Below are 24,095 nucleotides of genomic sequence, written 5' to 3'. Positions count from 1 at the left end.
TCCGCTATGCTACGGGCGCCCCTGTCATCCGCCGGCATAGCCGGCATCCTTGGAGAATTGGCGCTTGAGCGCAACCACCGAATCCCGCCCGGTCATAACCCGTTTCGCGCCTTCGCCGACCGGCTTCCTGCATATCGGCGGCGCCCGCACCGCCCTGTTCAACTGGCTATTCGCCCGCCATCACGGCGGGAAGTTCCTGTTGAGGATCGAGGATACCGACCAGGCCCGCTCCACCCAGGCGGCGATCGACGCCATCCTCGACGGCATGAAGTGGCTCGGCCTCGATTGGCACGGGCATGAATATTACCAGTCCCAATTCGCCGCCCGGCACGCCGAAGTGGCGCAGGAGCTGCTGGCGCGCGGGCAGGCCTATCGCTGCTACATGACCCAGGAAGAGCTTGCCGACCAGCGGGCCAAAGCTCAGGCCGAGCGGCGGCCGTTCAAGGTGAACAGCGTCTGGCGCGATTGTTCGGCCGATGCGCCGACGCCGGATGCGCCCTTCGTCATTCGCCTGAAGGCGCCGCGGGAGGGCGAGACGGTGATCGAGGACCGGGTGCAGGGCCGGGTCGCCGTGCAGAACAGCGAGATCGACGATTTCATCCTGCTCCGCTCGGATGGAACGCCGACCTACATGCTCGCGGTCGTCGTCGACGATCACGACATGGGCGTCACCCACGTCATCCGCGGCGACGACCATTTGAACAACGCCTTCCGGCAGCTCGGCATCATCCGCGCCATGGGCTGGCCGGAGCCGATCTATGCCCATGTGCCGCTGATCCACGGCCAGGACGGCGCCAAGATGTCGAAGCGGCACGGCGCCACCGGCGTCGAGAGCTACCGCGACGAGCTCGGCATGCTCCCGGAGGCGCTGTCCAACTATCTGCTGCGCCTCGGCTGGGGGCATGGCGACGAGGAGATCATCTCCCGCGAAGACGCGATCAAATGGTTCGATCTCGACCATGTCGGCCGCTCCCCATCCCGCTTCGATTTGAAGAAGCTGGAGAATTTGAACGGCCACTATATCCGCGAAGCGGCGAATGGCCGCCTGGCGGGGCTGGCAGCGCCGAGACTGGCGGAAGCGCTCGGGCGGGAGGTCAGCGATGACGAGCTGGCCCTCCTCGCCGAAGCGATGGAAGGGCTGAAGCCCCGCGCCAAGAATCTCAACGAATTGGCCGACGGCGCTGCCTTTCTTTTCAAAACCGTTCCTCTGGACGTGGACGAACGCGCCGCGGCGTTGCTAGAGGGACAGGCACCGGACCTGCTCGCCCTCGTCCATGCGGCCCTCGCCGCGCTTCCGGATTGGACGGCCGAGGCGACGGAGCGGGCCGTGAGGGGAGTATCCGAGGCGGCCGGCGTGAAGCTTGGTCAGGTGGCGCAGCCGCTTCGCGCGGCGCTCACCGGGCGGGCGACCTCGCCGGGAATTTTCGACGTGCTGGTGCTGCTGGGCCGAGACGAAAGCCTGGCGCGCATAGCGGACAAGATGACGAACAAGGAGCAATAAGCATGGCGGACAGCAAGGCCAGCCTCACCGTCCACGACAAGAGCCACGACTATGACGTGCTGTCAGGGTCGGTAGGTCCCGACGTCATCGACATCCGCAAGCTCTACGGCCAGACCGGCGCCTTCACCTTCGATCCCGGCTTCACCTCGACGGCCAGCTGCGAATCCAAGCTGACCTACATCGACGGCGACAAAGGCGTCCTGCTCCATCGCGGCTATCCGATCGACCAGCTGGCAGAGCATTCGACCTTCATGGAGGTCGCCTATCTTCTCCTGCGCGGCGAGCTGCCGAAGCGGAAAGAGCTCGACCAGTTCACCTACACCATTTCGCGCCACACCATGCTGCACGAGCAGCTCATCCAGTTCTATCGCGGCTTTCGGCGCGACGCCCATCCGATGGCGATCATGTGCGGCGTGGTGGGGGCTCTGTCGGCTTTCTATCACGATTCCACCGACATCACCGATCCCGACCAGCGGATGATCGCGAGCCACCGGCTGATCGCCAAGATGCCGACCATCGCGGCGATGGCGTATAAATATTCGGTCGGCCAGCCCTTCATGTATCCCGACAACAGCCTCGGCTATTCGGGCAATTTCCTGCGCATGACCTTCGGCGTTCCGGCCGAGCCGTTCGAGGTCAACCCGGTCGTCGAGCAGGCGATGCGGACGATCTTCATCCTCCACGCCGATCACGAGCAGAATGCGTCGACCTCGACGGTGCGCCTCGCCGGATCCTCGGGGGCCAATCCCTTTGCCTGCATCGCCGCCGGCATCGCCTGCCTCTGGGGCCCTGCCCATGGCGGCGCCAATGAGGCTGCGCTCAACATGCTGCGCGAGATCGGCACGCCCGACCGGATCCCGGAATATATCGCCCGCGCCAAGGACAAGGACGATCCGTTCCGCCTGATGGGCTTCGGCCATCGCGTCTACAAGAATTACGATCCGCGCGCGAAGGTGATGCAGAAGACGGCGGAGGCGGTGCTGAAGGAAATGGGCGTCAACGACCCCATTTTCGACGTCGCCCGCGAGCTCGAGCAGATCGCCCTCAACGACGAATATTTCATCGAGAAGAAGCTCTACCCGAACGTCGATTTCTATTCGGGCGTGATCCTCTCGGCGATCGGCTTCCCGACCTCGATGTTCACCGCCCTCTTCGCCCTCGCCCGCACCGTCGGCTGGGTGGCGCAGTGGAACGAGATGATCTCCGATCCCGACCAGAAGATCGGCCGTCCCCGCCAGCTCTACACCGGCCCGACCCAGCGGGATTATGTGCCGGTGGACAGGCGGTAAGCGCGAAATCGGCCGGGCGTTGGAACGGACCCGGCCGGCTTCTTTATCTACATTGTTAGTAGACATTGGAACTGCGTCGCCTATTTCCTGAGGCGATGCGGCCGCGTAGCCCCTTGCCATCCCTGGTGCACGTCGCCGTCATAGGCGGCGGCTTCAGCGGCACGATGGCCGCGATTCACCTGCTGCGAAACAATCATTGCCGTGTGACGCTGATCGAGCGTCGCGACCGGGTTGCGGCCGGGGCCGCCTATTCGACGCAGGAGCCCGCCCATCTTCTGAATGTGCGGGCGGCGAACATGAGCGCCTTCGCCGATGCACCGTCGCATTTCGCCGATTGGCTGGAGCGTGCGACGGGCCAGCCGGCGGACAGCTATGCCGAGCGGCGTCTATATGGCCGCTACCTCGCCGAGCTGCTCGCGGCCCAGTCGCCCGACGAACGGCTGACGATCCTTCACGATGAGGCCGTCGCTCTCGAAAAGAACAGCGGCGGACTGACGGTCACCCTTTCCTCCGGAAGCGACCTTCACTGCGACTGCGTAATAGTGGCGAGCGGGAACGTCGCGACCAACCGCCCGTCCTTTCCGCTCCAGAGCCGCCGCCTGGTCGAAAATCCCTGGAGCGAAGATGGACAAGAGGCGCTCCGAGAGATCGCCGAGAAGCAGGGCGACGTCATGCTGCTCGGCACGGGCCTCACCATGGTCGACATGTGCCTGTCGCTCAGGACCAGGGGTTTTGCCGGCCGCATCATCGCCACGTCGCGCCGGGGCCTGGCCCCGCTCGCGCATCAGGCGTTCACGCCCGCGCCACTGGCGGCTGCGCCCGCGCCCCGGTTGAGCGATCTCCTTCGGCAGACCAGGAACCGGGCGGAAAGTCATGGCTGGCGCGCCGCCGTCGACGCCCTTCGACCGCACAGTGCTGCCTTGTGGCAAGGCTTTTCGATTGAGGAGCAGCGCCGTTTCCTGCGCCACCTGAGGCCCTATTGGGACGTGCACCGTCACAGGATCGCGCCGGCCGTGGCGGGGATGCTGGACGATCTTAGCCTCAAAGGAAGCCTCGAAATCGTCGCCGGCCGCATCGCTCATATACATGACGACGGTTCGTCGCTCGATGTCAGCATCGCGCACCGGGGCGACGGGCGGTCCGTCGACAGACGCGTGGAGGCGCTCATCAACTGCACCGGCCTCGCTGCCGATATTGGCGCGACGACCGACCCGCTGCTCCGCCAGATGATCGACAGCGGCATGGCGCGGCCGGACAGGCTGCGGCTCGGCCTCGATGTCGATCCGTTTTCCCGTGTCACCGATGGCGACGGGACGCCCCATGACAATGTTTTCGCGATCGGGCCGATCACCCGGGGACGATTCTGGGAGATTGTCGCCGTGCCCGATATTCGAGAGCAGATCAGCCTTTTGACAGCCCGGATCGCGGATGCCGCGGCGCCCTGCCTCGAGGCGGAACCCTCTTAAATCTCTGGAGACAGCTCGCCGACCCAGGCCGAGCCATGTCCCTCCTCCACCGGGTAGTCCAGCTCGCGCCAGGCCTTCATGCCGCCATCCAGCGCCGTGGCGCGGCGGAAGCCGAGCTCTCGCAGGGTGGCCGCGGCCAAGGTGGAGACCTTGCCATATTCGCAGACCGTGACGATGCGCAGTGTCGGATCGGGAAGGTCGTGGTTGACGCGGAGCTCCAATTGGCCACGCGGCAGGTTCCGGGCGCCGGGGATATGGGCGGTGTCGTAGGAAGCGCGCTCCCGCACGTCGAGGATCACGAAATCGTTGCGGCGCTCGCCGAGGCGCGCGCGAAGCTCCGACAGAGACATGAAGGGCACCCTGGCCGACGCTTCGGCCAGCAACTGGTCGACCGTCTTGCCGCCGCCCATGTTGGTCCGCAGCGCTTCAGTCATATGCTGGGGGGCTGACAGGTTCAGCCGATCCATCATCTCGATGAAGGCCTGGCGTTCCCGCTTCTGAAGGCGCGGATTCTCGGCCATCTCGCGGCCGATCGTGCTCGACTGTCGCCCCGAATAGTCGTGGCCGGGATAGACATGAATCTCGGCATCGAGGGTGAGGAGACGGTTGAAGAGGCTGTCGTAGAGGGCGTCGGGATCGCCGGTGGGAAGGTCCGTGCGGCCGGTGCCGCCGACATGCAGCGTATCGCCCGTGAACACCCGGTCGCCGGCCAGCAGGCACAGGGAATCGCTGGTGTGCCCGGGCGTGTGGAGCGCCTGCAGGCGGATGTCGCCGACGATCAGCATGTCGCCGTCGTCGAGGCGGAGATCGGCGTAGGGCGCCATGCTCTCCCGATGCATCACGGCGGGGACGCCGAAATCCTCCTTCAGCTGCCGCGCCGCCGAGAAATGATCGGCATGGGTATGGGTGTCGACGACATAGCGAAGGGTGAGGCCTTCCCGCGCCAGCAGGCCGCGATAACGGTCGAGCTGGGCCAGCGACGGGTCGATCAGGATGGCCGTGCATTTGTCGGGGCAGCCCAGCAGGTAGGACTGGCAACCGCCATTTCCGATCTGGTGGAAGATCATGCCCTCACTGCCTCCTGGTGGAAGGGAGCGCTCGCCGCACGGGCGCTCCGCTTGCCTTATACCCGCTCGGGCTTCTCTATAAGCTCCACCTCCTGCGTTACGTCCGATGCGCCCGGCTGCGGCACAAGCCGCATATAGGACGTGAGCGCCTTCCAGCCGCCGGGGAAGAGCGCCTTCGCCTCCTCGTCCGAAACAGACGGCACGATGATCACATCCTCGCCCTGCGACCAGTTGACCGGAGTCGCGACCTTGTAGTCCGCCGTCAGTTGGCAGGAATCGAGCAGCCGCAGCACTTCGAAGAAGTTCCGGCCGCTGCTCATCGGGTAGACGAGCATCGCCTTGATGAGCTTGTCCGGCCCGATCAGGAAAACGGTGCGGACGGTCTGGTTGGTGGCCGCCGTCCGTCCTTCGGCACTGCCGGGCGTCTCGGCGGGGAGCATGTCGTAGCGCTTGGCGACCTCGAGGTCGTGATCGGCAATGATCGGATAGTTCACGGTTGCGCCCGTGACCTGGGTGATGTCGGCCAGCCAGCGATGGTGATCGTCGACGGGATCGACCGAAAGGCCGATGATCTTGCAATTGCGCCGCTCGAACTCCGGCTGCATCTTGGCGAGATAGCCAAGCTCGGTCGTGCAGATGGGCGTGAAGTCCTTCGGATGCGAGAAGAGCATCGCCCATGAATCGCCGATCCACTCATGGAAATTGATCCTTCCCTGCGTGCTGTCGGCGACGAAATCGGGAGCCGGATCACCTATGCGAAGCGCCATGTCGACCTCCTTTGATGGAGTCGCCCGTATAGCAAATCCGCGATGTGTTAACCATTCGTGCCAGGCGAGCCGGCGCGGGAATCGGGCACTCCACACCCTCAGACGAAGGCCGGCTCGACACTGGGTCCGCGCTCGATCCAGGGCGGTACGGGCAGCCCTTTGGAGCGCAGGAACTCCGGGTTGAACAGCCGGGACTGGTAGCGCGTGCCATAGTCGCAAAGGACGGTGACGATGGTGTGCCCCGGGCCCATCTGCCGCGCCAGCCGGATGGCGCCGGCGACGTTCACGCCCGACGACGGGCCGAGGCAAAGCCCTTCATGCTCCAGCAGGTCGAAGACTGCGGGTATCGCCTCCTCGTCCGGGATCTGGAAGGGCACGTCGACCGACAGGCCCTCAAGGTTGCGGGTAATCCGCCCCTGCCCGATCCCCTCCGTGATGGAGTTGCCGCTGCTTTCGAGGACGCCGGTCGCGTAATAGCTGTACAGCGCCGCGCCCATCGGGTCGGCGAGGCCGATGACGATGTCCGGCCGCCGCTCGCGCAGAGCCTGCGCCACGCCCGCCAGGGTGCCGCCCGTCCCCACCGCGCAGATGAAGCCGTCGACGCGGCCGCCGGTCTGCTCCCAGATCTCCGGCCCCGTCGTCTCGACATGGGCCTGGCGGTTGGCGACATTGTCGAACTGGTTGGCCCAGACCGCGCCCTGCGGTTCGGTCTCCGCCATCCGTGCGGCCATGCGCTCCGACACTTTCACATAATTGTTCGGGTTGGCGTAGGGGACCGCGGGCACCTCGACCAGCTCGGCGCCCATTGCGCGGAGCGTATCCTTCTTTTCCTGGCTTTGCGTCTCGGGAATGACGATGACGGTGCGCATGCCGAGCGCGTTCGCCACCATGGCGAGGCCGATGCCGGTGTTCCCCGCCGTCCCTTCGACGATCACGCCGCCGGGCTTGAGCGCCCCGCGCGCCAGGGCGTCCTGGATGATGAAAAGAGCCGCGCGATCCTTCACCGACTGGCCCGGGTTCAGGAACTCCGCCTTGCCGAGAATGTCGCAGCCGGTCGCCTCGGACGCACGCTTCAGGCGGATAAGGGGCGTGTTCCCGATCGCCTCCAGCACGCCGTCACGAATGTCCATCGCCCACGCCTCCTTCTAAAGGCGCTCGTCCATATCATAGCGGCGGGGCCGGCGGCTATTGCATGGTCGGCAGGATCGGCTCGCTTGTCCCGATGGCGCCGGCGAGCAGCGCGAGATCGGCCGATCGGGACGGACGGGTGAAGCGGGCGCGATAGGCGGCGGGGCTGACGCCCATGCGCCGGGCGAAAGCGCGGCGCATGCGCTCGTAGGTCATGAAGCCCGCCTTCAAGGCGATCTGATCGATATGATAGACGGTGTGCTCCAGCAGGCGCTTGGCGACCTGCATACGCACCTCCTCGACCCATTCGGCCGGCGACGTGCCCGTCGCTTCCTCGAACGAGCGGTAGAAGTTGCGCAGGCTCATATGAGCGCGCTCGGACAGTATCGCGGTGCGAAGGTCCGCGGCGGGATTTTCGGCGATCCAGTGGAGCAGCGGCGCCATCGGGCCTTCGACCGACTGGCTCTTCAGCGGCGTGCTGAACTGCGACTGGCCGCCGGGCCGCTTCAGGAAGATCACCATCATCCGGGCAACGAGCAGGGCGAGATCGCGGCCGTGATCCTCCTCGATCATCGCCAACGCCATATCCATGCCCGACGTGACGCCAGCCGAGGTCCACAAGCCGCGATCCTCGACGAAGATGGAGTCCCGATCGACATCGATCTCGGGAAAGCTGGCCTGGAGCAGGTCGCAATAGGCCCAGTGGGTGGCGGCGCGTCGCCCGTCGAGGAGCCCCGCAGCCGCGAGGACGAAGGCGCCTGTGCAGGTGGAACCCAGCCGCCTGACCTTGTCATGATTGCGCCGGAGCCAAGCGACGACCTCGGGGTCGCAATTTGCGTCATCGACGCCGCCGCCGGAGACGAGGAGGGTGTCGTAATCCCCCACGTCGAGCTCCCGCAGCGGCTTGGTTTCGAGCCCGAAGCCGATCGAGCTCTTGACGATACCGCCGAAGCGGGACAGGAGATCGATCGCGTAGAGCGGCTCGCTCGCCGCGCCGATCCGCTGAAGCTGGCAGGCCGCGCTGTGGAAGACGCGCACCGGTCCGACGGAATCGAGCAGATCGGTGTCGTCGAACAGGACGACACCGACCCGTTTCACTTCGCCATTCATCGCACCCTCCGATCCGGATGCCGCCCGCCCCCGTCCAGCATACCCCTGCCGGACGAGCGGCGGAACGGCCATTCACAAGACATGCCGACCTCCCTCAGGCGAGGAGGCAGGTGCGGCTGATCGACGCGGCCTCGACGCTTTCCGCCGGCGCGACGGCGGCCCCGACGAAGACGATGGCGAGCAGCAAGGCGAAGGTGCCCGAGGCAAGCTGCTGAAATCCGGTCCGATACAACATCTGGTCCTCCATTCCGGCCGGCTGGATGTCCGGCCCATGGAAGGAATCTAATGCTGAGCGGCTCCGGCAGAAATGACAGACAACCCTCGTTTCGTGCCAAAGTGGGGACCGGCCGCGATAGCCATCAGGCGGCCACTCGCTCCATTCCAGGCTTCAGCACGATCTTGGTATATTCGTCCTGATCGTCGTGCCAGTGGCGGTACATCGACGGCCCTTCCTCCAGGCTGGCGTGGTGGGAGATGAGGAAGGTCGTGTCGATCTTGTCCTCGCCGATCATCTCCAGCAGCTTTTGCGAATATTTCTGGACGTGGGTCTGGCCGGTTTTCAGCGTCAGGCCCTTTTCCATGAAGGCGCCGATCGGGAATTTGTCGGCCATGCCGCCGTAAACCCCGGGGACGGACACGCGCCCTCCCTTGCGACAGGCGAGGATCGCCTGGCGAAGCGCGGCGGGACGATCGGTGCCGAGGAAGGTGTGCGCCTTGGCCGTGTCGACGAGATTGTCGATGCCGAGACCGTGGCTTTCCATGCCGACGCAGTCGATGCAGGCGTCCGGACCGATGCCGCCGGTCATCTCGAACAGCGCTTCGCGGACGTCGACTTCGCGATAGTCGAGTATCTCGGCGCCGAGCCGCTTCGCCAGATCCAGGCGCGCGGCGTAATGATCGATGGCGATCACCTTGTGCGCGCCCATGATCAGCGCCGACTGGATCGCGAACAAGCCGACCGGGCCGCAGCCCCAGACGGCGACTGTATCGCCCTCCTCGATCTCGGCATTCTCCGCCGCCATCCAGCCGGTGGGAAGGATGTCGGAGAGGAAGAGGACCTTGTCGTCCTCGAGCCCGTCCGGGATGACGATCGGGCCGACATCCGAATAGGGGACGCGCAGATATTCGGCCTGGCCGCCGGCATAGCCGCCGGTGAGGTGCGCGTAGCCGAGCGCCGCGCCCATCGGATAGCCGTAGAGGGTCTCCGACATGTCGGACGTGGTCGCGGGATTGGCGTTGTCGCAGGCGGAATATTGCTGCTTCTTGCAGAAGAAGCAGTCGCCGCAGGAGACGGTGAAGGGGATGACGACGCGCTGGCCCTTCTTGAGCGGGCTCTTGGCGCCGACTTCGACCACCTCGCCCATATTCTCGTGGCCGAGAATGTCGCCCGCCCGCATCGTCGGGATATAGCCGTCGTAAAGATGAAGGTCGGAGCCGCAGATGGCGGTAGAGGTGATCCTGATGATGGCGTCGCGGGGATTGACGATCTCAGGGTCGGGGACGGTCTCGACACGGACGTCGTGCCGGCCCTGCCAGGTTAGCGCGCGCATGGATCTCTCTCCTAGATATACTGCTTGGCGGGCGACTCCGATCGGCGCCCGGAGGGGCTGGTGGAGCTGGTGATCTCGCCGGTTTCGAGGAACTGCTTCAGACGCCGCAAATCCCGCCGCGCCTGTTCGGCCGGTTCGCGCTGGAGCAGCTTGGCGACCAACCGGCCTGCCGTCCCGCCGGGCGGATCATAGACCATGGTGAGGCGCACCATGGTGCCGCGCCCCGGCGCCGCGTCGAGAAACTCGACGCGTCCGGAGTTTCGAATGTTTGACCCTTTCGTCGACTCCCAGGCGATGAGGCGGCTGGGCTCATCCTCGGTCACGACCGAATCCCATTCGACCGTTGAGCCGCCCGGCGCCTTCACCACCCAGTGCGACTGGCGCTGATCGATCACGTCGATCCGCTCGACATTCTCCATCACCTGGGCGAGGTTGGAGAAATCGCGCCAGAAGTCGTAGATCTCCTGGGCCGGCTTTGCGATCGTCACCGTTCTTCCGATCAGGGAATTGCGGCCGCGTCGGGTGGAGCGCGGGGCATCGCTGATCCAGGGCTCACCGCGGCCCGACCGCAATTTGCTGCCGATGAATAAGGCTGCGCCGGCCGCCGCGGCTACCGCTGTGGCGCCGACCAGTGCCCTCTGAAGCGCATCGCCCTCGCCGTTACCGCGCCTTTCCTTGATGTCCATCCGGGCCTCTCCTCCGCCGCGTGGATGGACTGGGTAACCTTTGCCCGATGCCGAGGTTCCTCCGCCTACCGCAGCGGCAGAGTGAAGGTGAAGCGCGCGCCCTGCCCCGGCGCGCTGTCGACGGAAATGTCGCCGCCCATCGAGCGCGCGAGGCGCCGCGCGATGTAGAGGCCGAGGCCGGTGCCGCCCGGCTCGGTGGGGTCGACCCGCTCGAACTTGTCGAAGATGCGCGCCTGATCATCGGGGGCGATGCCCTTGCCCTGATCGGCGATGACGACGGCGGCGAGATCGTCCTCGCGGTCGCAGCGTATCCAGACCATCCCGCCTTCGGGCGAATAGCGAAGGGCGTTGGTGAGGAGGTTCATGACGATCTGGAGCGCGCGCCGGAAATCGCCGGTGGCGGGCAGCGCCTCGTCGTCCGCCGGTCGGTCGATCGTCACGTTTGAATCGCCGGCGCGGACCGAGAGAAGTCCCGCGGCCCGGCGAGCGACATCGGCGAGGTCGATGGGTTCGGCTTCAGGCGCGAAATCCGGCCTTTCGATAGCCTGGAGATCCACGAGATCGTCGACCAGCGCCAGAAGATGGCGCCCGGCGGCGGCAATGTCTTCGGCATAGCCGGCATAGTCGCGGCGGAGCGGTCCATCGGGCTGCGCGCCGATCGTCTCGGCGGCGGCGATGATATGGTCGAGCGGGTCGCGCAGCGCCTTGTCGAGCCGTTCCCCGAAAGCGGGAGACTCCTTGACCGGCGGCGGAGCCGGGGCGGCGTCGTTGGCGGGCGCCGAGGGCAGCCATTTGGGAAGGCTTGCCGCGGCGCCGCGAAAGCCCGCGAAACGGCCGGCGCCGTCGATCAACGGCACACCGCTCAACCGGTATCGGGCCTGGCTGCCGGAGCGGAGCTCGGCAAACTGGTCGTCGAAGCGGCGCTTTTCGGCAAGCGCGGTAAGGATCGGAAGCGCGCCATCCTCGCCTTCCTGGAAACGGAACAGGCGGGTAAGCTGCTTGCCGATGAGATCGGCGGGCGTCTTGCCGATCGCCGCCGCGGCGGCCGCGGTAAGGCTCGTGAAGCGGAGCGCCTCGTCGGTCTCCCACATCCAGTCGGCCGTGGCGCGGAGGAAATCGGCCTCGCGCTCGCCTTCGCCGACGTCGGCGGGGGCACGGGCCGGGCGTTCGGTCCATCCGCCTATGGCGAGCGTCACGCCGTCTTCGATCGGCTCCGCCCGCACCCAAAGATCGAGGTCGCGGTCCCCATCAGCGGCGATGACGGCGCGGGAAATGACGATGCCAAGCCGGCGCGACAGGCGGGCGAGCGAGGCGACCTGCGGGATGGCGAGGGCGCCCCCTTCCCGTCCTCCAGCCCGCGCGTGCAGGCCGGCGAGCGCGGGATCGGCCGCCACCAGCCGCCCTTCGCGATCGACCCGTCCGACGACAAGCGGCATTTCCGGGCGATGCTGCGCGCTCATGCGGCCTCCGCGACGGAACGGGCACGGGTCGAGAGGCGCGCCACGGCGGCGCGATAGCCGGGATCGACCTGCCAGAGGCGAAGCACGTCGCGCGCGGCGGCCTCGTCGGTGGCTTCGAACAGGTCGAGCTGCCGGGCCGCGGCATTGCCTTCGGCGCCGGAGAACATGCGCCCCCGGCTGTTGAGGACGAGCAATATCCCTGCGGCCTGATCGCGCTCCACCTCGGCGGCCCGAAGCAGGAGGGCGGGCCCTCTGCCGCGCGGGTCCGACAACACCTCCCAGGCGGCGGGATAATCGAGACCGGCGCGCACGCCGATGGCGGCGATGAAGAGCGGCAGCAGACCGTCCTCCAGAATGAGCTGAAGCACCGCATCGTCGAGGCGACCGGCGCGGGCGAGGCGCCGTGCCAGGCGCACCGAGCAAGCCTCCAGGCTCGCCCCCTCGTCATAGGAAGCGATGAGCTCGCCCGCGACGGCCGCGATGGCGGCGTCGGCGCGCCCGGACGCGAGCCCGTGCTGCTGGACCATATATTGGCGCAGCGCGGCGGCGATCATCCAGACCAGGCGGTGCTGGATCTCGGCCGGCAGCTCCGTCTCGCCCATCACCGGTTCGTTGAACTGGTCGAAGCGGCGGCTCCTCGCGATCATCAGGGCCATGGCGTCCGAAGCGATGCCCGCATCGTGGTCGCGGACAAGGTCGAGCAGATATTCCTCCGACCCATCGTCGCTGCGCGCATTCTCCTTCCAGAAGCGATGCTCCTCGACGCGGCGGACGAGAACGGTGCCGAGCTCCGCATCGCGCAGCACCTGCGCTCGCTCCAGCACGGGCTGGGCGATGGCGACATGCGCGGAGGAGAAGGCGGCGTGTAGCCCGTCATGGTCGGCGAAATGCTCGGCGAGGCGAGCGCGGAGCGCGTCTTCGATGGTGCGGACGAGGCGGATCAGCAGCGCGGCGGCGGTGAGGCGCTGCCATTCGGTGAGGCGGGCTTCAGACGGCAGCAGGAGATCGGTTGCGGCCACGGAGAAGCGCTCGCGCGCCGCTGCCAGCAGCAGCCGCGCGGCATCGCCATCTCCGCCCTGCCCTTGGGACCGTCTCTCCGCCATCGCCTGCGCATAGCGCGGCCAAGGTTAAACTGTCGCTAATCTTGCCGATCGGCCTCGTGAACGTGCCGCTGCGCCCAGAAGAAGGAGCCGGCCGCATAGGCGGCCAGGGCGGCAAGGCCGATCGCCCAATATCCGGCCAGACCGAAGGGCAGCATCAACCAGGTCATGCCCTTGCGTTCGGCGAGCGCCGACTGGCCCGGCAGCTCGCGCCCCCGCGCCTCCCGGTCGAGCGCGACGAGGAAAGCGAGAGCGGTGGCCGCGAGGGCCAGACACCCCCATCCTCGTGTCTCACTGAGCGACAGGCTGAGCGTGCCGAGCGCCACGCCGGACAGCACCGGCAGGAGAAAACGCCACCAGACGCGGCCGGGCCTCGGCAGCAGGCGGAGCGCCGCGAGCCGATCGGCGATACCGTCGAGCGGCGTCGCCAGCAGCAGGAGCAGCGCGCCGGCCCAGATCCAGTCGCGCGCGAACAGATAGGCGCCGAGCCCCGTCATCGCGGCGCCGAGGAAGTAGATCGCGCCCGGCGTGATGGTCGCCGACATGAGGAGGCCGGTCGCAGCGCGCTCGATCGGCGCGAGGAGCCGCGAAGCCCAGCTTCCGCGCGCGGCGCCGACGCTTTCGATGATCCGGGCTTCCGCTTCCTCGAGATCCGCATTGCGCTCGGCGACCAGCAGATGCTCCTCGCCCGTCTCCTTGACGGCGATCTGCCGGGCGTGCGCCTGCACGGCCCGCCGGAGCAGGGTCGACTGCAGGTCCCAATCCTGGAGCATCGCCGCCGTCTGCCGGAATATGGTTCCATCCAGCAAGGCCAGGCCCGCCCATCGAGAATCGGCGTCGATCCGTTCGAAACGGTCGTCGCCGAGATGATCGGCCATGGTCAGCAGCGCCGGGGCCTCGGCTTTGAGGAGGCGGTCGATATGGCTTTCATCGACGACAAGCCCGTCGCTCATCAGCAGCAGCCGGGCGTCGGCCGGAATCGCTTCGGCCGCTTCGGAGGCGCTGCGGCCGACGACGACTCCGATGCCCTCGACGCGCATGCGGTCGATGGCGGCGGTGAGCTCCGGCGGCAGGCGCTCGACGACGAGCACGACCGGCTTCGCCCCCGCCAGCGCGGCGAGGCGCGCCTGGCGCTCGACGACGGTGCGGCCGGCCAGTTTCAAGGTCGCGCGGAGCCCGTCGCCGGGCTCGCTGCTTTCATGATAGGCGCAGATGAGAGCGGCCAGAGTCACAGGGCCGAAGTCCCTCCCCGAATGAAGAAAGGACAAGAATAAGCGGGCACCCGGCCGCTTGCAAAGCGCTTCCGCTCAGGGTGCGCTGAAATCGCCCAGGGCTTGCGTGAGCTTTCGAAGGACGACCGGATCGCCGGGCGCCCCGGCCAGGGCTTCGTCGGCCAGTTCGATGAGTCCCAGCGCGCCGAAGCTCGCGGCGACGCTCTTCAGGCGCGAGGCGGCAAGCTCCCAATTGGCGTCGCAGCGGGCGCGGCACATGAGGTCGACCTGCCGGGCGGCACTCTCGACGAAGGCGGCGCGAAGTTCGCCCATCAATTGGCCGTCGCTGCCGACCGCGGCGGCGAGCGAGGCGTCGAGGGCTCCGGGATCATAGACCATCCGCCCCATCTAAGCGGCCAGCCGTTAACGCCCGGTTGCATGGTTACCCTTCCGCATCGCCCCAAACATGATAAGGTCCTGCCATGACGACGGGGGCACAACGCGCCGAGGCGCGGCCGGAGCACGGCATCATCGACACCGACCCGGGCCAGTGGAATGGCCCGCAGCCGGAAAGCGAAACCACCGAGAGCATGGAATGGGCGGGCGAGCCCGTCGAGCCGGCGGGCGAGACACCTTCCCCCGGCCGGCTCTTCCCCATCGGCCTTACCCTGCTCGCGCTGGCGTGGATCGGCGTTTCCGCCTGGTCGCTCGTCCAGTCGGGCGCCCCTTACCCGCTGACTGAGGTCGTGCAGTGGATCGCCGTCAGCAGCGCGCCGCTCGTCCTCCTCTGCGCCTTGTGGATCGCCTTCGGACGCACCTCGCGGCGCGAGACAGAGCGCTTTGCCAGTGCCGTCGTGCGCATGCGGAGCGAAAGCGAAGCCCTGGAGACCGTGCTGGAGATCGTCGCCAGGCGACTCGAAGAGAATCAGGCGCGGCTCGCCGGCGAGGCGGCAAAGCTGATGGAGCTGGGCGACGAGGCGTCGGACCGGTTGGGACGGGTGACCCATTATCTCTCGAAGGAAACCGCGACCCTCGATCGCAAGGCCGAAGCGCTGGAGACGGCGGCGAATGCGGCGAAAGTCGATATCGGCGTGCTGCTGCAGGACCTGCCGCGCGCCGAGGAGCAGGCGCGATCCCTCGCCGAGTCGATGCGCTCGACCGGCATGGCCGCCCTGGAGCAGGCGGGCGGCCTCGAAAGCCAGCTCTCCGCCCTGATCGCGCGGGGACGCGAGGCCGACGAAGTGGCGAGCGGATCGGCGCAGCGGCTCGCCGCCCAGCTCGCCCGGATCGAAAGCAACACCGCGTCGGCGGCGGGGCGGATCGACGAGGCGGCGGCCGGCATGGCGGCGGCGATCGACGGCACCATGGCGCGCGCCGCGGAATCCGTGGACGCAGCCCGAGCCGGCATCGAGGAGCAGGGCAAGGCGATGCTGGCGCTGCTCGAGCAGAGCCGCGCGGCGTTCGAGCGGACGGGCGAGGATGCGGCGCGCAGCGTGGCGCAGCGGCTCGACAGCATCGGCCACAAGATGCAGGAGCTCGCCGGCCATCTCGCCGCCCAGGATGCGGCCAGCCAGACGCTGGTCACCACGCTCGCCCGGGAATTGACCGAACTCGACCAGCGCTTCGTTCGCCTGACCGAAGCCGGCAGCAGCGGCGCCGCGCTGATGACCGGGTCGTTCGAGACGGTGCGGAGCTGCGTGCAGCAGCTGTTCGCCGAGTTGGGCGGCAGCCACGAGCGCGCCGCCGCCCTGATCGATCGCAGCGAGGAAATGGCGCGTTCGCTCGCGGCCATCGGCGACCGGCTCGACGGCCAGCTGCCCGCCGCCCTGTCGCGGGTCGAGGCCCAGGCCGGCCGCACGCGCGATGCCGCGGCGTCCATGGTGCCGGAGATCGCCGCGATCGAGGCCACGGCCGACAATGCCGCCTCAAGGCTCACCTATGCCGAGGACAGCATCGCGCGGCAGCGCGAGGCGCTGGAGGCGCTGCTGGCCATCATCAATGACGACGTCGCGAGTGCCGAGGCGCGGCTACAATCGCTCGCCTTGGCCGTCGGCGAAGCTGACGAGGCGGCCGCGAAGATCGTCGGCGAGACGACCGGCGAGCTGGTCGACGCGCTGGTCCGCGTCCGCGACACCGCCAACCAGGCGGCGGAGAAGGCGCGCGAGGCGATCAGTGCCGTCATTCCCGAAAGCGCGGCCGCGCTGGGTGAAGCCAGTCGCCAGGCCGTCGGCGAGGCCATCGGCGACGAGGTCGGCCGGCAGATGGGCGAATTGGGCGAAGTCGCCGAACGGGCGGTCGAGACGGCGCGCCAGGCTTCGGAACGGCTGACGCGGCAGATGGTGACCCTCGGCGAGAGCGCCGCCGCGGTCGAAGCCCGCATCGACGAAGCTCGGCGCGAGCGGCAGGAGAAGGAGGGCGAGGCCCTTTCCCGCCGCGTGTCGCTGCTGATCGAATCGCTGAACTCCACGGCGATCGACGTCACCAAGATATTGTCCAACGAGGTCACCGACAGTGCCTGGGCCGCCTATCTCAAGGGCGATCGCGGTGTCTTCACCCGCCGGGCGGTCCGTCTGCTCGACGCGACCGAAGCGCGCGAGATCGCGCAGCATTATGAAGCCGAGCCCGAGTTCCGCGACCAGGTCAACCGCTACATCCACGACTTCGAAGCGATGCTGCGGCGCCTGCTGGTCGACCCCGACGGCTCGGCGCTGAGCGTGACGATCCTGTCGTCGGACATGGGCAAGCTCTACGTCGCCCTCGCCCAGGCCATCGAGCGCTTCAGGACCTAAGTCCTCCCGGGGAGATAAGGTAAGCACGTCATCCCGGCGAAAGCCGGGACCCACGAACACCATCATCGTCGGAATGGTGACGGCATTTACGCCTTCACCGAAAAGAGCGGTGTTCTTGGATCCCGGCTTTCGCCGGGATGACGACGGGGCGTCAGCTGTTCCGACGTCGGTCGCTGCGGAACTCGCGGCGATCTATTCCCTCACCAAGCTCGGCATCGGCCCCTCCCCGAGGAGGAGAATTAGTGCGCCCAGTCCAAGGCATCGATCCCGATCCAGCCATAGACATAATTGGCGTAGAACAGGCCGAAGAGGATGACCGACAGGATCACCGCGCGCAGCAGCGGCCGCCAGAAGCTGAATTGATGCGGCGCGCTGTCGGCGTGGCCGGGTTGAACCTCATGTCCCTCCTCCTCGCTGGTACGGACACCGAACGGCAGCACGACGAAGAAGCTCAGCACCAGGAACAGGAAATAGACGGCGGCGATGGAGCCCCATTGCATGGTCATACCCTCACGATCAGGACGTCGACGACCGGCTTCTTACCGGTCCAGTCGGTGGCGCAGCGGCGAACCGCGAGGCGGATGCCTTCGCGAAGCTTCGACTCGCTGCCGCTATTCTTCCGAGCGGCGTCGGAAGCGGCATCGCAGGCTTCCTCCAGGAACGCGTCGCGATCCTCCTCGACGGGCACGCCTTCCAGGCTGATCTGGACGTCGCCTACCACGCGGTCGTTATCGTCCATCGCCAGCGCGACGGAGATGACGCCGTTGTTGGCGATCTTGCGGCGCTCGTTCATCGTCGAGCCGTCGGCGGCGAGGATGACATCGCCGTCGAGGACGAGGCGGCCGACCCGCTCCTCGCCGAGCTTTTCCGGGCCCTCCGGCGCCAGCCGCACGAGGTCGCCATTCTTCTGGACGATGCCGTGCGGGACCTGGCACATCCTCGCGAACCGCGCCTGCTCGGCCATATGGCGCATCTCGCCATGGACGGGCACGATGATCTGGGGCCGGATCCACTGATACATGGACGCGAGCTCCGGCCGGCCCGGATGGCCGGAGACGTGGACCTCCGCCTGCCGGTCGGTGATCATGGCGATGCCCTTTGCGGCAAGCTCATTCTGGATGCGGCCGATGGCGATCTCGTTGCCGGGGATCTGCTTCGATGAGAAGACGACGAGATCGCCGGCGTCTAGCTTCAGCTTGTGCTGGTCGAAGGCGATGCGGGCGAGCGCGGCGCGATATTCGCCCTGACCGCCGGTGGCGATGATCATCACCTCGCGGCGGGGTAGCTGCATCGCCTCGTCGAAGTCGATCGTCTCCGGAAAATCGGTAAGATAGCCGACGCTCTTCGAAACGCGCAGGATACGGTCGAGCGAGCGCCCGGCAACGCAGACCTTGCGGCCGGTGTCCTGCGCGACGTGGCCCAATGTCTTCAGCCGCGCTGCGTTGGAGGCGAAGGTGGTGACCAGCACCCTTCCCTCGGCGGCGGAGATCACCTCGTCCAGACCTTCGCGCACCGTCGCTTCGGAGCCCGAAGCCTGGTCCTGGAAGACGTTGGTGGAATCGCAGACGAGGGCGAGCACGCCTTCATCGCCGATGGCGCGCAATTCCGCCTCGGTGCTGGGATCGCCGAGCTGCGGGGAATCGTCCAGCTTCCAGTCGCCGGTGTGAAAGACACGGCCGTAGGGCGTGTCGATGAGGAGCGCATTGCCCTCCGGGATCGAATGGGCGAGCGGGATGTAGCGGAAGCCGAACGGGCCGAGCCGGAAGTCGCCTTCCATGTCGACGACCTTGAGCTTCACCTCGTCGGTGAGCCCCTCTTCCTCCAGCTTTCCAGCGATCAGGCCGGCGGTGAAGGGCGTGGCGTAGAGGGGGACTCCGAGGTCGGCGGCGAGATAGGGAATGGCGCCGATATGATCCTCATGCCCGTGAGTAAGGACGATGCCGAGCAGGTCGGCCTTGCGCTCTTCGATGAAGGCCAGGTCCGGCAGGATCAGGTCGATGCCGGGATAGGCGGGATCGGCGAAGGTCATGCCGAGGTCGACCATCACCCACTTGCCCTGGCAGCCGTAGAGATTGACGTTCATGCCGATCTCGCCCGAGCCGCCAAGCGCGAGGAAGAGAAGTTCGTTGCCGGGTTTCACCATGTCGTTCCAATGCTCGTCATTCCGGCGGAAGCCGGAATCTCTATTCTGTTCCTGGCGACGTGCCCCCCGACGAACCGCCGGGGTCTAGATGGGGCGCCGAGACTAGACCCGGCTTTCGCCGGGTAACGCTCGAAGTTCAACCCCGCGTTCGTTCGTAGAGCAGCCCCAGCCCCTGGATGGTCAAATCGGGCTCGACCGCGTCGAAAATTTCGGTGTGCTTGTCGAAGAGCACCGCCAGCCCGCCGGTCGAGATGACCTTTACCGGCCGCCCTATCTCCGCCTTCATCCGCGCGACCAGCCCTTCCATCATCGCGACATAGCCCCAGAAGATGCCGATATGCATCTGGTCCTCGGTCGTGCGCCCGATGACCGAGCCGCTCTCCGGCGCTTCGATGGCGATGCGGGGCAGCTTGGCGGCGGCTGTGACCAAGGCCTCGAGCGAGAGGTTGATGCCGGGTGCGATGATGCCGCCCTTGTAGGCGCCGGTAAAGTCGACCACGTCGAAGGTCGTGGCGGTGCCGAAATCGATGACGATGAGATCGCCCTCGTGGAGAGCGTGGGCCGCGATCGCGTCGAGCGCGCGGTCCGCGCCGACCGTCTTCGGCTCGACCACGTCGAGTTCGACGCCCCATTCCGCCGGCGCCTCGCCCGCGACGATCGCCTCGGCACCGAAATATTTGGAAGCGAGGACCTGAAGGTTGTGCAGCGCTCTCGGCACCACGGTCGCGATGATCACATCGGCGATGTCGGTGCTGTCATAGCCTTCGAGGGCGAGCAGCTGATGCAGCCACACCGCATATTCGTCGGCGGTGCGCCGCGGATCCGTCGCAATCCGCCACCGCGCCCGGATCTCCCGATCCTTGACCAGCGCGAAGACGACATTGGTGTTACCGGCGTCGATGGCGAGCAGCATGTGAAGCATCCCTAGCGGCGCGTGCCGGAATTGGCGAGGGTCGATTAGATCAGGAAAACATCGCCGGCCCGAACGACCCGTACGGACCCGTCCGCGAGCCTCAGACGCAGAGCGCCGGTTTCATCCAACCCGTCGAACAACCCGTCCCCTTCGGACGTCGAGAGCGCGGTGCCGATTGGATGCGCAGCGGACAACCAGCGGCTGCGGATGGGGCCTATGCCTTCGAAGCGCCAGCGCTGAAGCCAGCGGGCGAAGCTTTCGGCGAGCATTTCGAGGAAGGTGGCGGAATCGGGGGCAGTCCCGGTCAAGGCGGCAAGGCTGATGGCGGGGCGGTCGAGGTCTTGGGGATGATGCGCAAGATTGACGCCGAAGCCGATCACCACCGCGTCGCCGGCGCGCTCGAGGAGAATGCCCGACAATTTGGTACCCCCCACGAGGAGGTCGTTGGGCCACTTGATCTGCACGACGTCATCCCGGCGGAAGCCGGGACCCAAGAACTCAGGCGTCGGTGTGCTTGGGCCCCGGCTTTCGCCGGGGTGACGCGTGAGGGCCGCAACGACCTCGTGTAAGGCAACCGCGGCGACTAGGGCGAGAGTGGGCGCCGGAGGATCGCCCGCCCGCACTCGCACCAAGGTGCTCACGTAGAGATTGCCTTCGGGCGATTGCCACGCCCTCCCCTGCCGGCCGCGGCCGCCGGTCTGGCGCTCGGCGCGGAGCCACAGGCCTTCGGCCGCGCCTTCCCGAGCAAGCGCAGCCACGTCGTCGTTGGTCGATCGGGTTTCGGAGACGGTGCGGATGTCAGCCACGCTTCCTCCTGTCGTCATTGCGAGCGGAGCGAAGCAACCCAGCGACGGCGCGGTGGATTGCCGCGTCGCTCCGCTCCTCGCAATGACGGCTTAGAACAGCGCTCCCGCCGCGTTCAGGGTCGCTGCGTCCATCATCGGGATCGCCAGATAGCCGAGCGGAGACACGAACAGCGCCGCCAGGGCGATCAGCACACCCTCCGCGCGGTCGCGGCTCTTCTCATAGGCGGGCGCCGGCTCGTCCATGTACATCGTCTTGACGATCATCAGATAATAGAAGGCGCCAATCACCGAGGTGGCGATGCCGACGGCGGCAAGCCAGGTGAGGTTCGCCTCGACGGCGGCGGTGAAGACCAGGAATTTCGGCCAGAAGCCGAACAGCGGCGGCACGCCGGCCAGGCTGAACATGAAGGTCGCGAAGGCCGCGGCCAGCGCCGGGTTGGTGCGCGACAGGCCGGAGAGAGACGCGATCGTCTCGACCGGACGGCCCTCGGCGTCGCGCATCCGCTGCACGCAGAGGAAGGCGCCCAGGGTCATGGCGATATAGACGGCGAGGTAGAAGAGCACCGAGGCCACGCCCTCGCGGGTCCCGGCGGCGAGGCCAATCAGGATGAAGCCGATATTGTTGATCGACGAATAGGCCAGCAGCCGCTTGATGTTGGGTTGGCTGATGGCGGCGACACCGCCGAGGATCGTCGAGGCCAGGGCCATGAAGATGATGATCTGGCGCCAGGCGTCGGTCGCCGGGCCCATCGCCTCGATGACGACGCGGACTAGCAGGGCGACGGCGGCCACCTTGGGAGCGCTGGCGAAGAAGGCGGCGACCGGGGTCGGGGCGCCCTCGTAGACGTCGGGAGTCCACATGTGGAAGGGGACGGCGCTAACCTTGAAGGCGATGCCCGCGAGGACGAAGACGATGCCGAACAACTCACCATTCGAGAGGCCGCCACGGCTGATCGCCACGGCTATGGCGTCGAACAGGGTCGATCCGGTGAAGCCGTAGAGCAGCGAGATGCCGTAGAGCAGGATGCCGCTGGCAAGCGCGCCGAGCACGAAATATTTGAGGCCCGCCTCGGCCGAGCGCGTGTCCTTCCGCTGGAAAGCGGCGAGGACATAGGAGGCGAGGCTCAGCAGCTCCAGCCCGACATAGAGGGTGAGGAGGTCGCCGGCGGAGACCATCATGCCCATGCCGACCGCGGAGAGCAGGATGAGCACCGGATATTCGGCGCGGTAGACGCCGTCGCGCCGGAACCAGCCGGCGGCCGCGATCAGCGACACGGCAGCCGCGATATAGACCAGTATCTTGGCGAAGGCGGCGAAGCTGTCGGCGATGAACAGACCGTCGAAGCCTACCCCTCCCTCATCGAACACGCCCGGCACGAACAGGGCGGCACCGAGCAGGGCCGCCAGCGCGAGCCAGGTCGCGGCCCGGGCCGACTTGTCGCCCGCATAGGCGGAGACCATCAGCAGCGCCAGCGCGGCGAGGGTGAGGATGATTTCGGGAAGCGTCAGGGCGAGACTGTGACCCATTAGTGCGCTCCGGCTTCGGGATCGTGGGTGCCGCTGTCACCGGTCGGGGCTGCGGCGGAAGTCATGGCGAGTTGCGCGTCGCCCGGAGGGTTGGCGCGCTCGATCCTGTCGAGAAGGATGGCGACGTCGTTGCGCATCGGCGCCAGGAAGCTTTCCGGATAGACGCCCATCCACAGCACGACGGCGGCGATCGGCGCGAGGATGAAGAACTCCCGCTTGCTGAGGTCCGGCATGGCGGCGACGTCGGGCTTGTCGAGTTTCCCATAGGCGATGCGCCAGTAGAGATAGAGCATGTAGCAGGCGCCGAGGATGATGCCGGTCGTGGCGAAGAAGGCCACCCAGCTGTTCGCCTCGTAAGCGCCCATCAGGCTCAGGAACTCGCCGACGAAGCCGCTGGTGCCCGGCAGGCCGATCGAGGCCATGGTGAAGAGCAGGAACAGCAGCGCATAGGCCGGCATATTGTCGGAGAGGCCGCCATAGCGCTCGATCTCGCGCGTGTGCAGGCGATCGTAGATGACGCCGACGCAGAGGAACAAGGCGCCCGAGACGAGGCCGTGGCTGAGCATGACGATCAGCGCGCCCTCCATCCCCTGCCGGTTGAACGCGAACAGGCCGATCGTGACGAAGGCCATGTGCGCGACCGACGAGTAGGCGATCAGCTTCTTCATGTCCTTCTGCACCAGCGCGACGAGGCTGGTGTAGACGATCGCGATCAGCGAGAGGATCATGACCAGCCAGAAGAACTGGGCCGAGGCCTCCGGGAACATCGGCAGCGAGAAGCGGACGAAGCCGTAGCCGCCGAGCTTCAGCAGCACGCCGGCGAGGATCACCGAGCCCGCCGTCGGCGCCTGGACGTGGGCGTCGGGAAGCCAGGTGTGGACCGGCCACATCGGCAGCTTGACCGCGAAGGAGGCCAGGAAGGCGAGCCACAGCCAGGTTTGCGCCTCGACCGGGAAATCCGTCTCCAGCAGGGTCGGGATGTAGGGGGTGCCGGCGAAGTTCACCATCCACATCATCGCGACCAGCATCAGCACCGATCCGAGGAAGGTGTAGAGGAAGAATTTGTAGCTGGCGTAGATCCTGTCCTTGCCGCCCCAGATGCCGATGATGAGATACATCGGGATCAGGCCGCCCTCGAAGAAGATGTAGAAGAGGAAGATGTCCTGCGCCATGAAGACGCCGAGCATCAGCACCTCCATCAGCATGAAGACGGCCATATATTCGGGCACGCGCTTCTCGATCGATACCCAGCTCGCGCCGATGCAGATCGGCATCAGGAACAGGGTCAGCATGATCAGCATCAGGGCGATGCCGTCGATGCCCAGCGCCCAGGCGAAGCGGCCGAACAGGTCGAGATGCTCGACGAACTGCCACTGCGCCCCGCCAATGTCGTAATTCGCCCAGAGCAGGATGCCGAGCGTGAGATCGATGAAAGTCGCGATCAGCGCCGTCCAGCGGGCGCCTTTGGCGCTGAGGAACAGGCAGGCGATCGCCGCCACCATCGGCACGGCGAGCATCAGCGAAAGGATGGGGAAGCCGAGCTGGTTCACTTCGAAACGCCCCCAGCCTCATTCGTGCCGAG

The 24,095-nt window shown here is 66.8% G+C and carries 21 protein-coding genes; 4 read left to right on the top strand and 17 right to left on the bottom strand.

The window, feature by feature from the left end:
- Positions 1-64: 64 nt before the first annotated feature.
- The 3 genes from gltX to DF286_RS11440 all read left to right on the top strand — a co-directional run bounded on the left by gltX (position 65) and on the right by DF286_RS11440 (position 4,256).
- Entirely contained in the window at positions 65-1,501 is a 1,437-nt protein-coding gene (gene gltX / locus DF286_RS11450) for a glutamate--tRNA ligase (RefSeq protein WP_109271553.1), read from the top strand.
- A 2-nt stretch (positions 1,502-1,503) separates the two neighbouring features.
- The gene (locus DF286_RS11445) at positions 1,504-2,790 is read left to right on the top strand and encodes a citrate synthase (protein ID WP_109271552.1); all 1,287 of its coding nucleotides are present in this window, start codon (positions 1,504-1,506) and stop codon (positions 2,788-2,790) included.
- Positions 2,791-2,915: 125 nt separating this feature from the next.
- Positions 2,916-4,256: an FAD/NAD(P)-binding protein gene (locus DF286_RS11440; protein ID WP_158274673.1), complete on the top strand. Its 1,341-nt coding sequence runs from the start codon at positions 2,916-2,918 to the stop codon at positions 4,254-4,256.
- On the opposite strand, the gene DF286_RS11435 is transcribed toward DF286_RS11440, so the two are convergent.
- The 11 genes from DF286_RS11435 to DF286_RS11390 form a co-directional block, all read right to left on the bottom strand.
- Entirely contained in the window at positions 4,253-5,323 is a 1,071-nt protein-coding gene (locus DF286_RS11435; protein WP_109271550.1) for an MBL fold metallo-hydrolase, read from the bottom strand. The two genes, DF286_RS11440 and DF286_RS11435, sit on opposite strands and share 4 nt — an antisense overlap.
- A gap of 56 nt (positions 5,324-5,379) precedes the next feature.
- A complete protein-coding gene (locus DF286_RS11430) occupies positions 5,380-6,090 on the bottom strand; it encodes a peroxiredoxin (RefSeq protein WP_109271549.1) in 711 nt (236 codons plus the stop codon).
- A gap of 98 nt (positions 6,091-6,188) precedes the next feature.
- Complete coding sequence (locus DF286_RS11425; protein ID WP_109271548.1) at positions 6,189-7,220, bottom strand: cysteine synthase A; 1,032 nt, start codon at positions 7,218-7,220, stop codon at positions 6,189-6,191.
- A gap of 55 nt (positions 7,221-7,275) precedes the next feature.
- Positions 7,276-8,328, bottom strand: coding sequence for a GlxA family transcriptional regulator (locus DF286_RS11420; RefSeq protein WP_158274672.1), 1,053 nt, complete (start codon positions 8,326-8,328; stop codon positions 7,276-7,278).
- 94 nt (positions 8,329-8,422) lie between these two features.
- Positions 8,423-8,563: a hypothetical protein gene (locus DF286_RS15170; RefSeq protein ID WP_158274671.1), complete on the bottom strand. Its 141-nt coding sequence runs from the start codon at positions 8,561-8,563 to the stop codon at positions 8,423-8,425.
- Between the two features lie 124 nt (positions 8,564-8,687).
- The gene (locus DF286_RS11415; RefSeq protein WP_109271546.1) at positions 8,688-9,878 is read right to left on the bottom strand and encodes a zinc-dependent alcohol dehydrogenase; all 1,191 of its coding nucleotides are present in this window, start codon (positions 9,876-9,878) and stop codon (positions 8,688-8,690) included.
- An 11-nt stretch (positions 9,879-9,889) separates the two neighbouring features.
- A complete protein-coding gene (locus DF286_RS11410; protein ID WP_109271545.1) occupies positions 9,890-10,564 on the bottom strand; it encodes an SRPBCC family protein in 675 nt (224 codons plus the stop codon).
- 65 nt (positions 10,565-10,629) lie between these two features.
- On the bottom strand, positions 10,630-12,024 hold the full coding sequence (locus DF286_RS11405; RefSeq protein ID WP_109271544.1) for a sensor histidine kinase: 1,395 nt from the start codon (positions 12,022-12,024) through the stop codon (positions 10,630-10,632).
- The gene (locus DF286_RS11400; RefSeq protein ID WP_109271543.1) at positions 12,021-13,127 is read right to left on the bottom strand and encodes a DUF2336 domain-containing protein; all 1,107 of its coding nucleotides are present in this window, start codon (positions 13,125-13,127) and stop codon (positions 12,021-12,023) included. The genes DF286_RS11405 and DF286_RS11400 overlap by 4 nt, the downstream gene beginning before the upstream one ends.
- 35 nt (positions 13,128-13,162) lie before the next feature.
- A complete protein-coding gene (locus tag DF286_RS11395) occupies positions 13,163-14,356 on the bottom strand; it encodes a hypothetical protein (protein ID WP_109271542.1) in 1,194 nt (397 codons plus the stop codon).
- 75 nt (positions 14,357-14,431) lie between these two features.
- The gene (locus DF286_RS11390; RefSeq protein WP_109271541.1) at positions 14,432-14,734 is read right to left on the bottom strand and encodes an Hpt domain-containing protein; all 303 of its coding nucleotides are present in this window, start codon (positions 14,732-14,734) and stop codon (positions 14,432-14,434) included.
- An 83-nt stretch (positions 14,735-14,817) separates the two neighbouring features.
- On the opposite strand from DF286_RS11390, the gene DF286_RS11385 reads away from it, so the two are divergent.
- Positions 14,818-17,124 (top strand): coiled-coil domain-containing protein, encoded by a 2,307-nt coding sequence (locus DF286_RS11385; protein WP_109271540.1) that lies wholly within the window; start codon positions 14,818-14,820, stop codon positions 17,122-17,124.
- Between the two features lie 239 nt (positions 17,125-17,363).
- Here the strand turns inward: DF286_RS11385 and DF286_RS11380 are convergent, their stop codons facing one another.
- The 6 genes from DF286_RS11380 to DF286_RS11355 form a co-directional block, all read right to left on the bottom strand.
- Positions 17,364-17,624 carry a DUF1467 family protein gene (locus tag DF286_RS11380; RefSeq protein ID WP_109271539.1) on the bottom strand — a complete coding sequence of 87 codons (261 nt, stop codon included), beginning with the start codon at positions 17,622-17,624 and terminating at the stop codon, positions 17,364-17,366.
- 2 nt (positions 17,625-17,626) lie between these two features.
- Entirely contained in the window at positions 17,627-19,267 is a 1,641-nt protein-coding gene (locus tag DF286_RS11375) for a ribonuclease J (protein ID WP_170303957.1), read from the bottom strand.
- A 136-nt stretch (positions 19,268-19,403) separates the two neighbouring features.
- Positions 19,404-20,180: a type III pantothenate kinase gene (locus DF286_RS11370; RefSeq protein WP_109271538.1), complete on the bottom strand. Its 777-nt coding sequence runs from the start codon at positions 20,178-20,180 to the stop codon at positions 19,404-19,406.
- A gap of 44 nt (positions 20,181-20,224) precedes the next feature.
- The gene (locus DF286_RS11365; RefSeq protein WP_109271537.1) at positions 20,225-21,004 is read right to left on the bottom strand and encodes a biotin--[acetyl-CoA-carboxylase] ligase; all 780 of its coding nucleotides are present in this window, start codon (positions 21,002-21,004) and stop codon (positions 20,225-20,227) included.
- Between the two features lie 72 nt (positions 21,005-21,076).
- Complete coding sequence (nuoN, locus tag DF286_RS11360; RefSeq protein WP_109271536.1) at positions 21,077-22,513, bottom strand: NADH-quinone oxidoreductase subunit NuoN; 1,437 nt, start codon at positions 22,511-22,513, stop codon at positions 21,077-21,079.
- Positions 22,513-24,030 (bottom strand): NADH-quinone oxidoreductase subunit M, encoded by a 1,518-nt coding sequence (locus DF286_RS11355; protein ID WP_243444875.1) that lies wholly within the window; start codon positions 24,028-24,030, stop codon positions 22,513-22,515. The genes nuoN and DF286_RS11355 overlap by 1 nt, the downstream gene beginning before the upstream one ends.
- Between the last annotated feature and the right edge of the window lie 65 nt (positions 24,031-24,095).

Source organism: Sphingosinicella humi (assembly GCF_003129465.1).
GTDB lineage: Bacteria > Pseudomonadota > Alphaproteobacteria > Sphingomonadales > Sphingomonadaceae > Allosphingosinicella > Allosphingosinicella humi.
The sequence above is the reverse complement of the archived record's forward strand: the minus strand, read 5'-3'. Positions and strand labels throughout refer to the sequence as shown.

Bases quoted from the DNA above. Each gene is read 5' to 3' on its own strand.
- DF286_RS11445 (WP_109271552.1), top strand. From the start codon at position 1,504: ATGGCGGACAGCAAGGCCAGCCTCACCGTCCACGACAAGAGCCACGAC.
- DF286_RS11435 (WP_109271550.1), bottom strand. From the start codon at position 5,323: ATGATCTTCCACCAGATCGGAAATGGCGGTTGCCAGTCCTACCTGCTG.
- DF286_RS11430 (WP_109271549.1), bottom strand. From the start codon at position 6,090: ATGGCGCTTCGCATAGGTGATCCGGCTCCCGATTTCGTCGCCGACAGC.
- DF286_RS11425 (WP_109271548.1), bottom strand. From the start codon at position 7,220: ATGGACATTCGTGACGGCGTGCTGGAGGCGATCGGGAACACGCCCCTT.
- DF286_RS11420 (WP_158274672.1), bottom strand. From the start codon at position 8,328: ATGAATGGCGAAGTGAAACGGGTCGGTGTCGTCCTGTTCGACGACACC.
- DF286_RS15170 (WP_158274671.1), bottom strand. From the start codon at position 8,563: ATGTTGTATCGGACCGGATTTCAGCAGCTTGCCTCGGGCACCTTCGCC.
- DF286_RS11415 (WP_109271546.1), bottom strand. From the start codon at position 9,878: ATGCGCGCGCTAACCTGGCAGGGCCGGCACGACGTCCGTGTCGAGACC.
- DF286_RS11410 (WP_109271545.1), bottom strand. From the start codon at position 10,564: ATGGACATCAAGGAAAGGCGCGGTAACGGCGAGGGCGATGCGCTTCAG.
- DF286_RS11405 (WP_109271544.1), bottom strand. From the start codon at position 12,024: ATGAGCGCGCAGCATCGCCCGGAAATGCCGCTTGTCGTCGGACGGGTC.
- DF286_RS11400 (WP_109271543.1), bottom strand. From the start codon at position 13,127: ATGGCGGAGAGACGGTCCCAAGGGCAGGGCGGAGATGGCGATGCCGCG.
- DF286_RS11390 (WP_109271541.1), bottom strand. From the start codon at position 14,734: ATGGTCTATGATCCCGGAGCCCTCGACGCCTCGCTCGCCGCCGCGGTC.
- DF286_RS11385 (WP_109271540.1), top strand. From the start codon at position 14,818: ATGACGACGGGGGCACAACGCGCCGAGGCGCGGCCGGAGCACGGCATC.
- DF286_RS11380 (WP_109271539.1), bottom strand. From the start codon at position 17,624: ATGCAATGGGGCTCCATCGCCGCCGTCTATTTCCTGTTCCTGGTGCTG.
- DF286_RS11375 (WP_170303957.1), bottom strand. From the start codon at position 19,267: ATGGTGAAACCCGGCAACGAACTTCTCTTCCTCGCGCTTGGCGGCTCG.
- DF286_RS11370 (WP_109271538.1), bottom strand. From the start codon at position 20,180: ATGCTGCTCGCCATCGACGCCGGTAACACCAATGTCGTCTTCGCGCTG.
- DF286_RS11365 (WP_109271537.1), bottom strand. From the start codon at position 21,004: ATGACGACAGGAGGAAGCGTGGCTGACATCCGCACCGTCTCCGAAACC.
- nuoN (WP_109271536.1), bottom strand. From the start codon at position 22,513: ATGGGTCACAGTCTCGCCCTGACGCTTCCCGAAATCATCCTCACCCTC.
- DF286_RS11355 (WP_243444875.1), bottom strand. From the start codon at position 24,030: ATGCTCGCCGTGCCGATGGTGGCGGCGATCGCCTGCCTGTTCCTCAGC.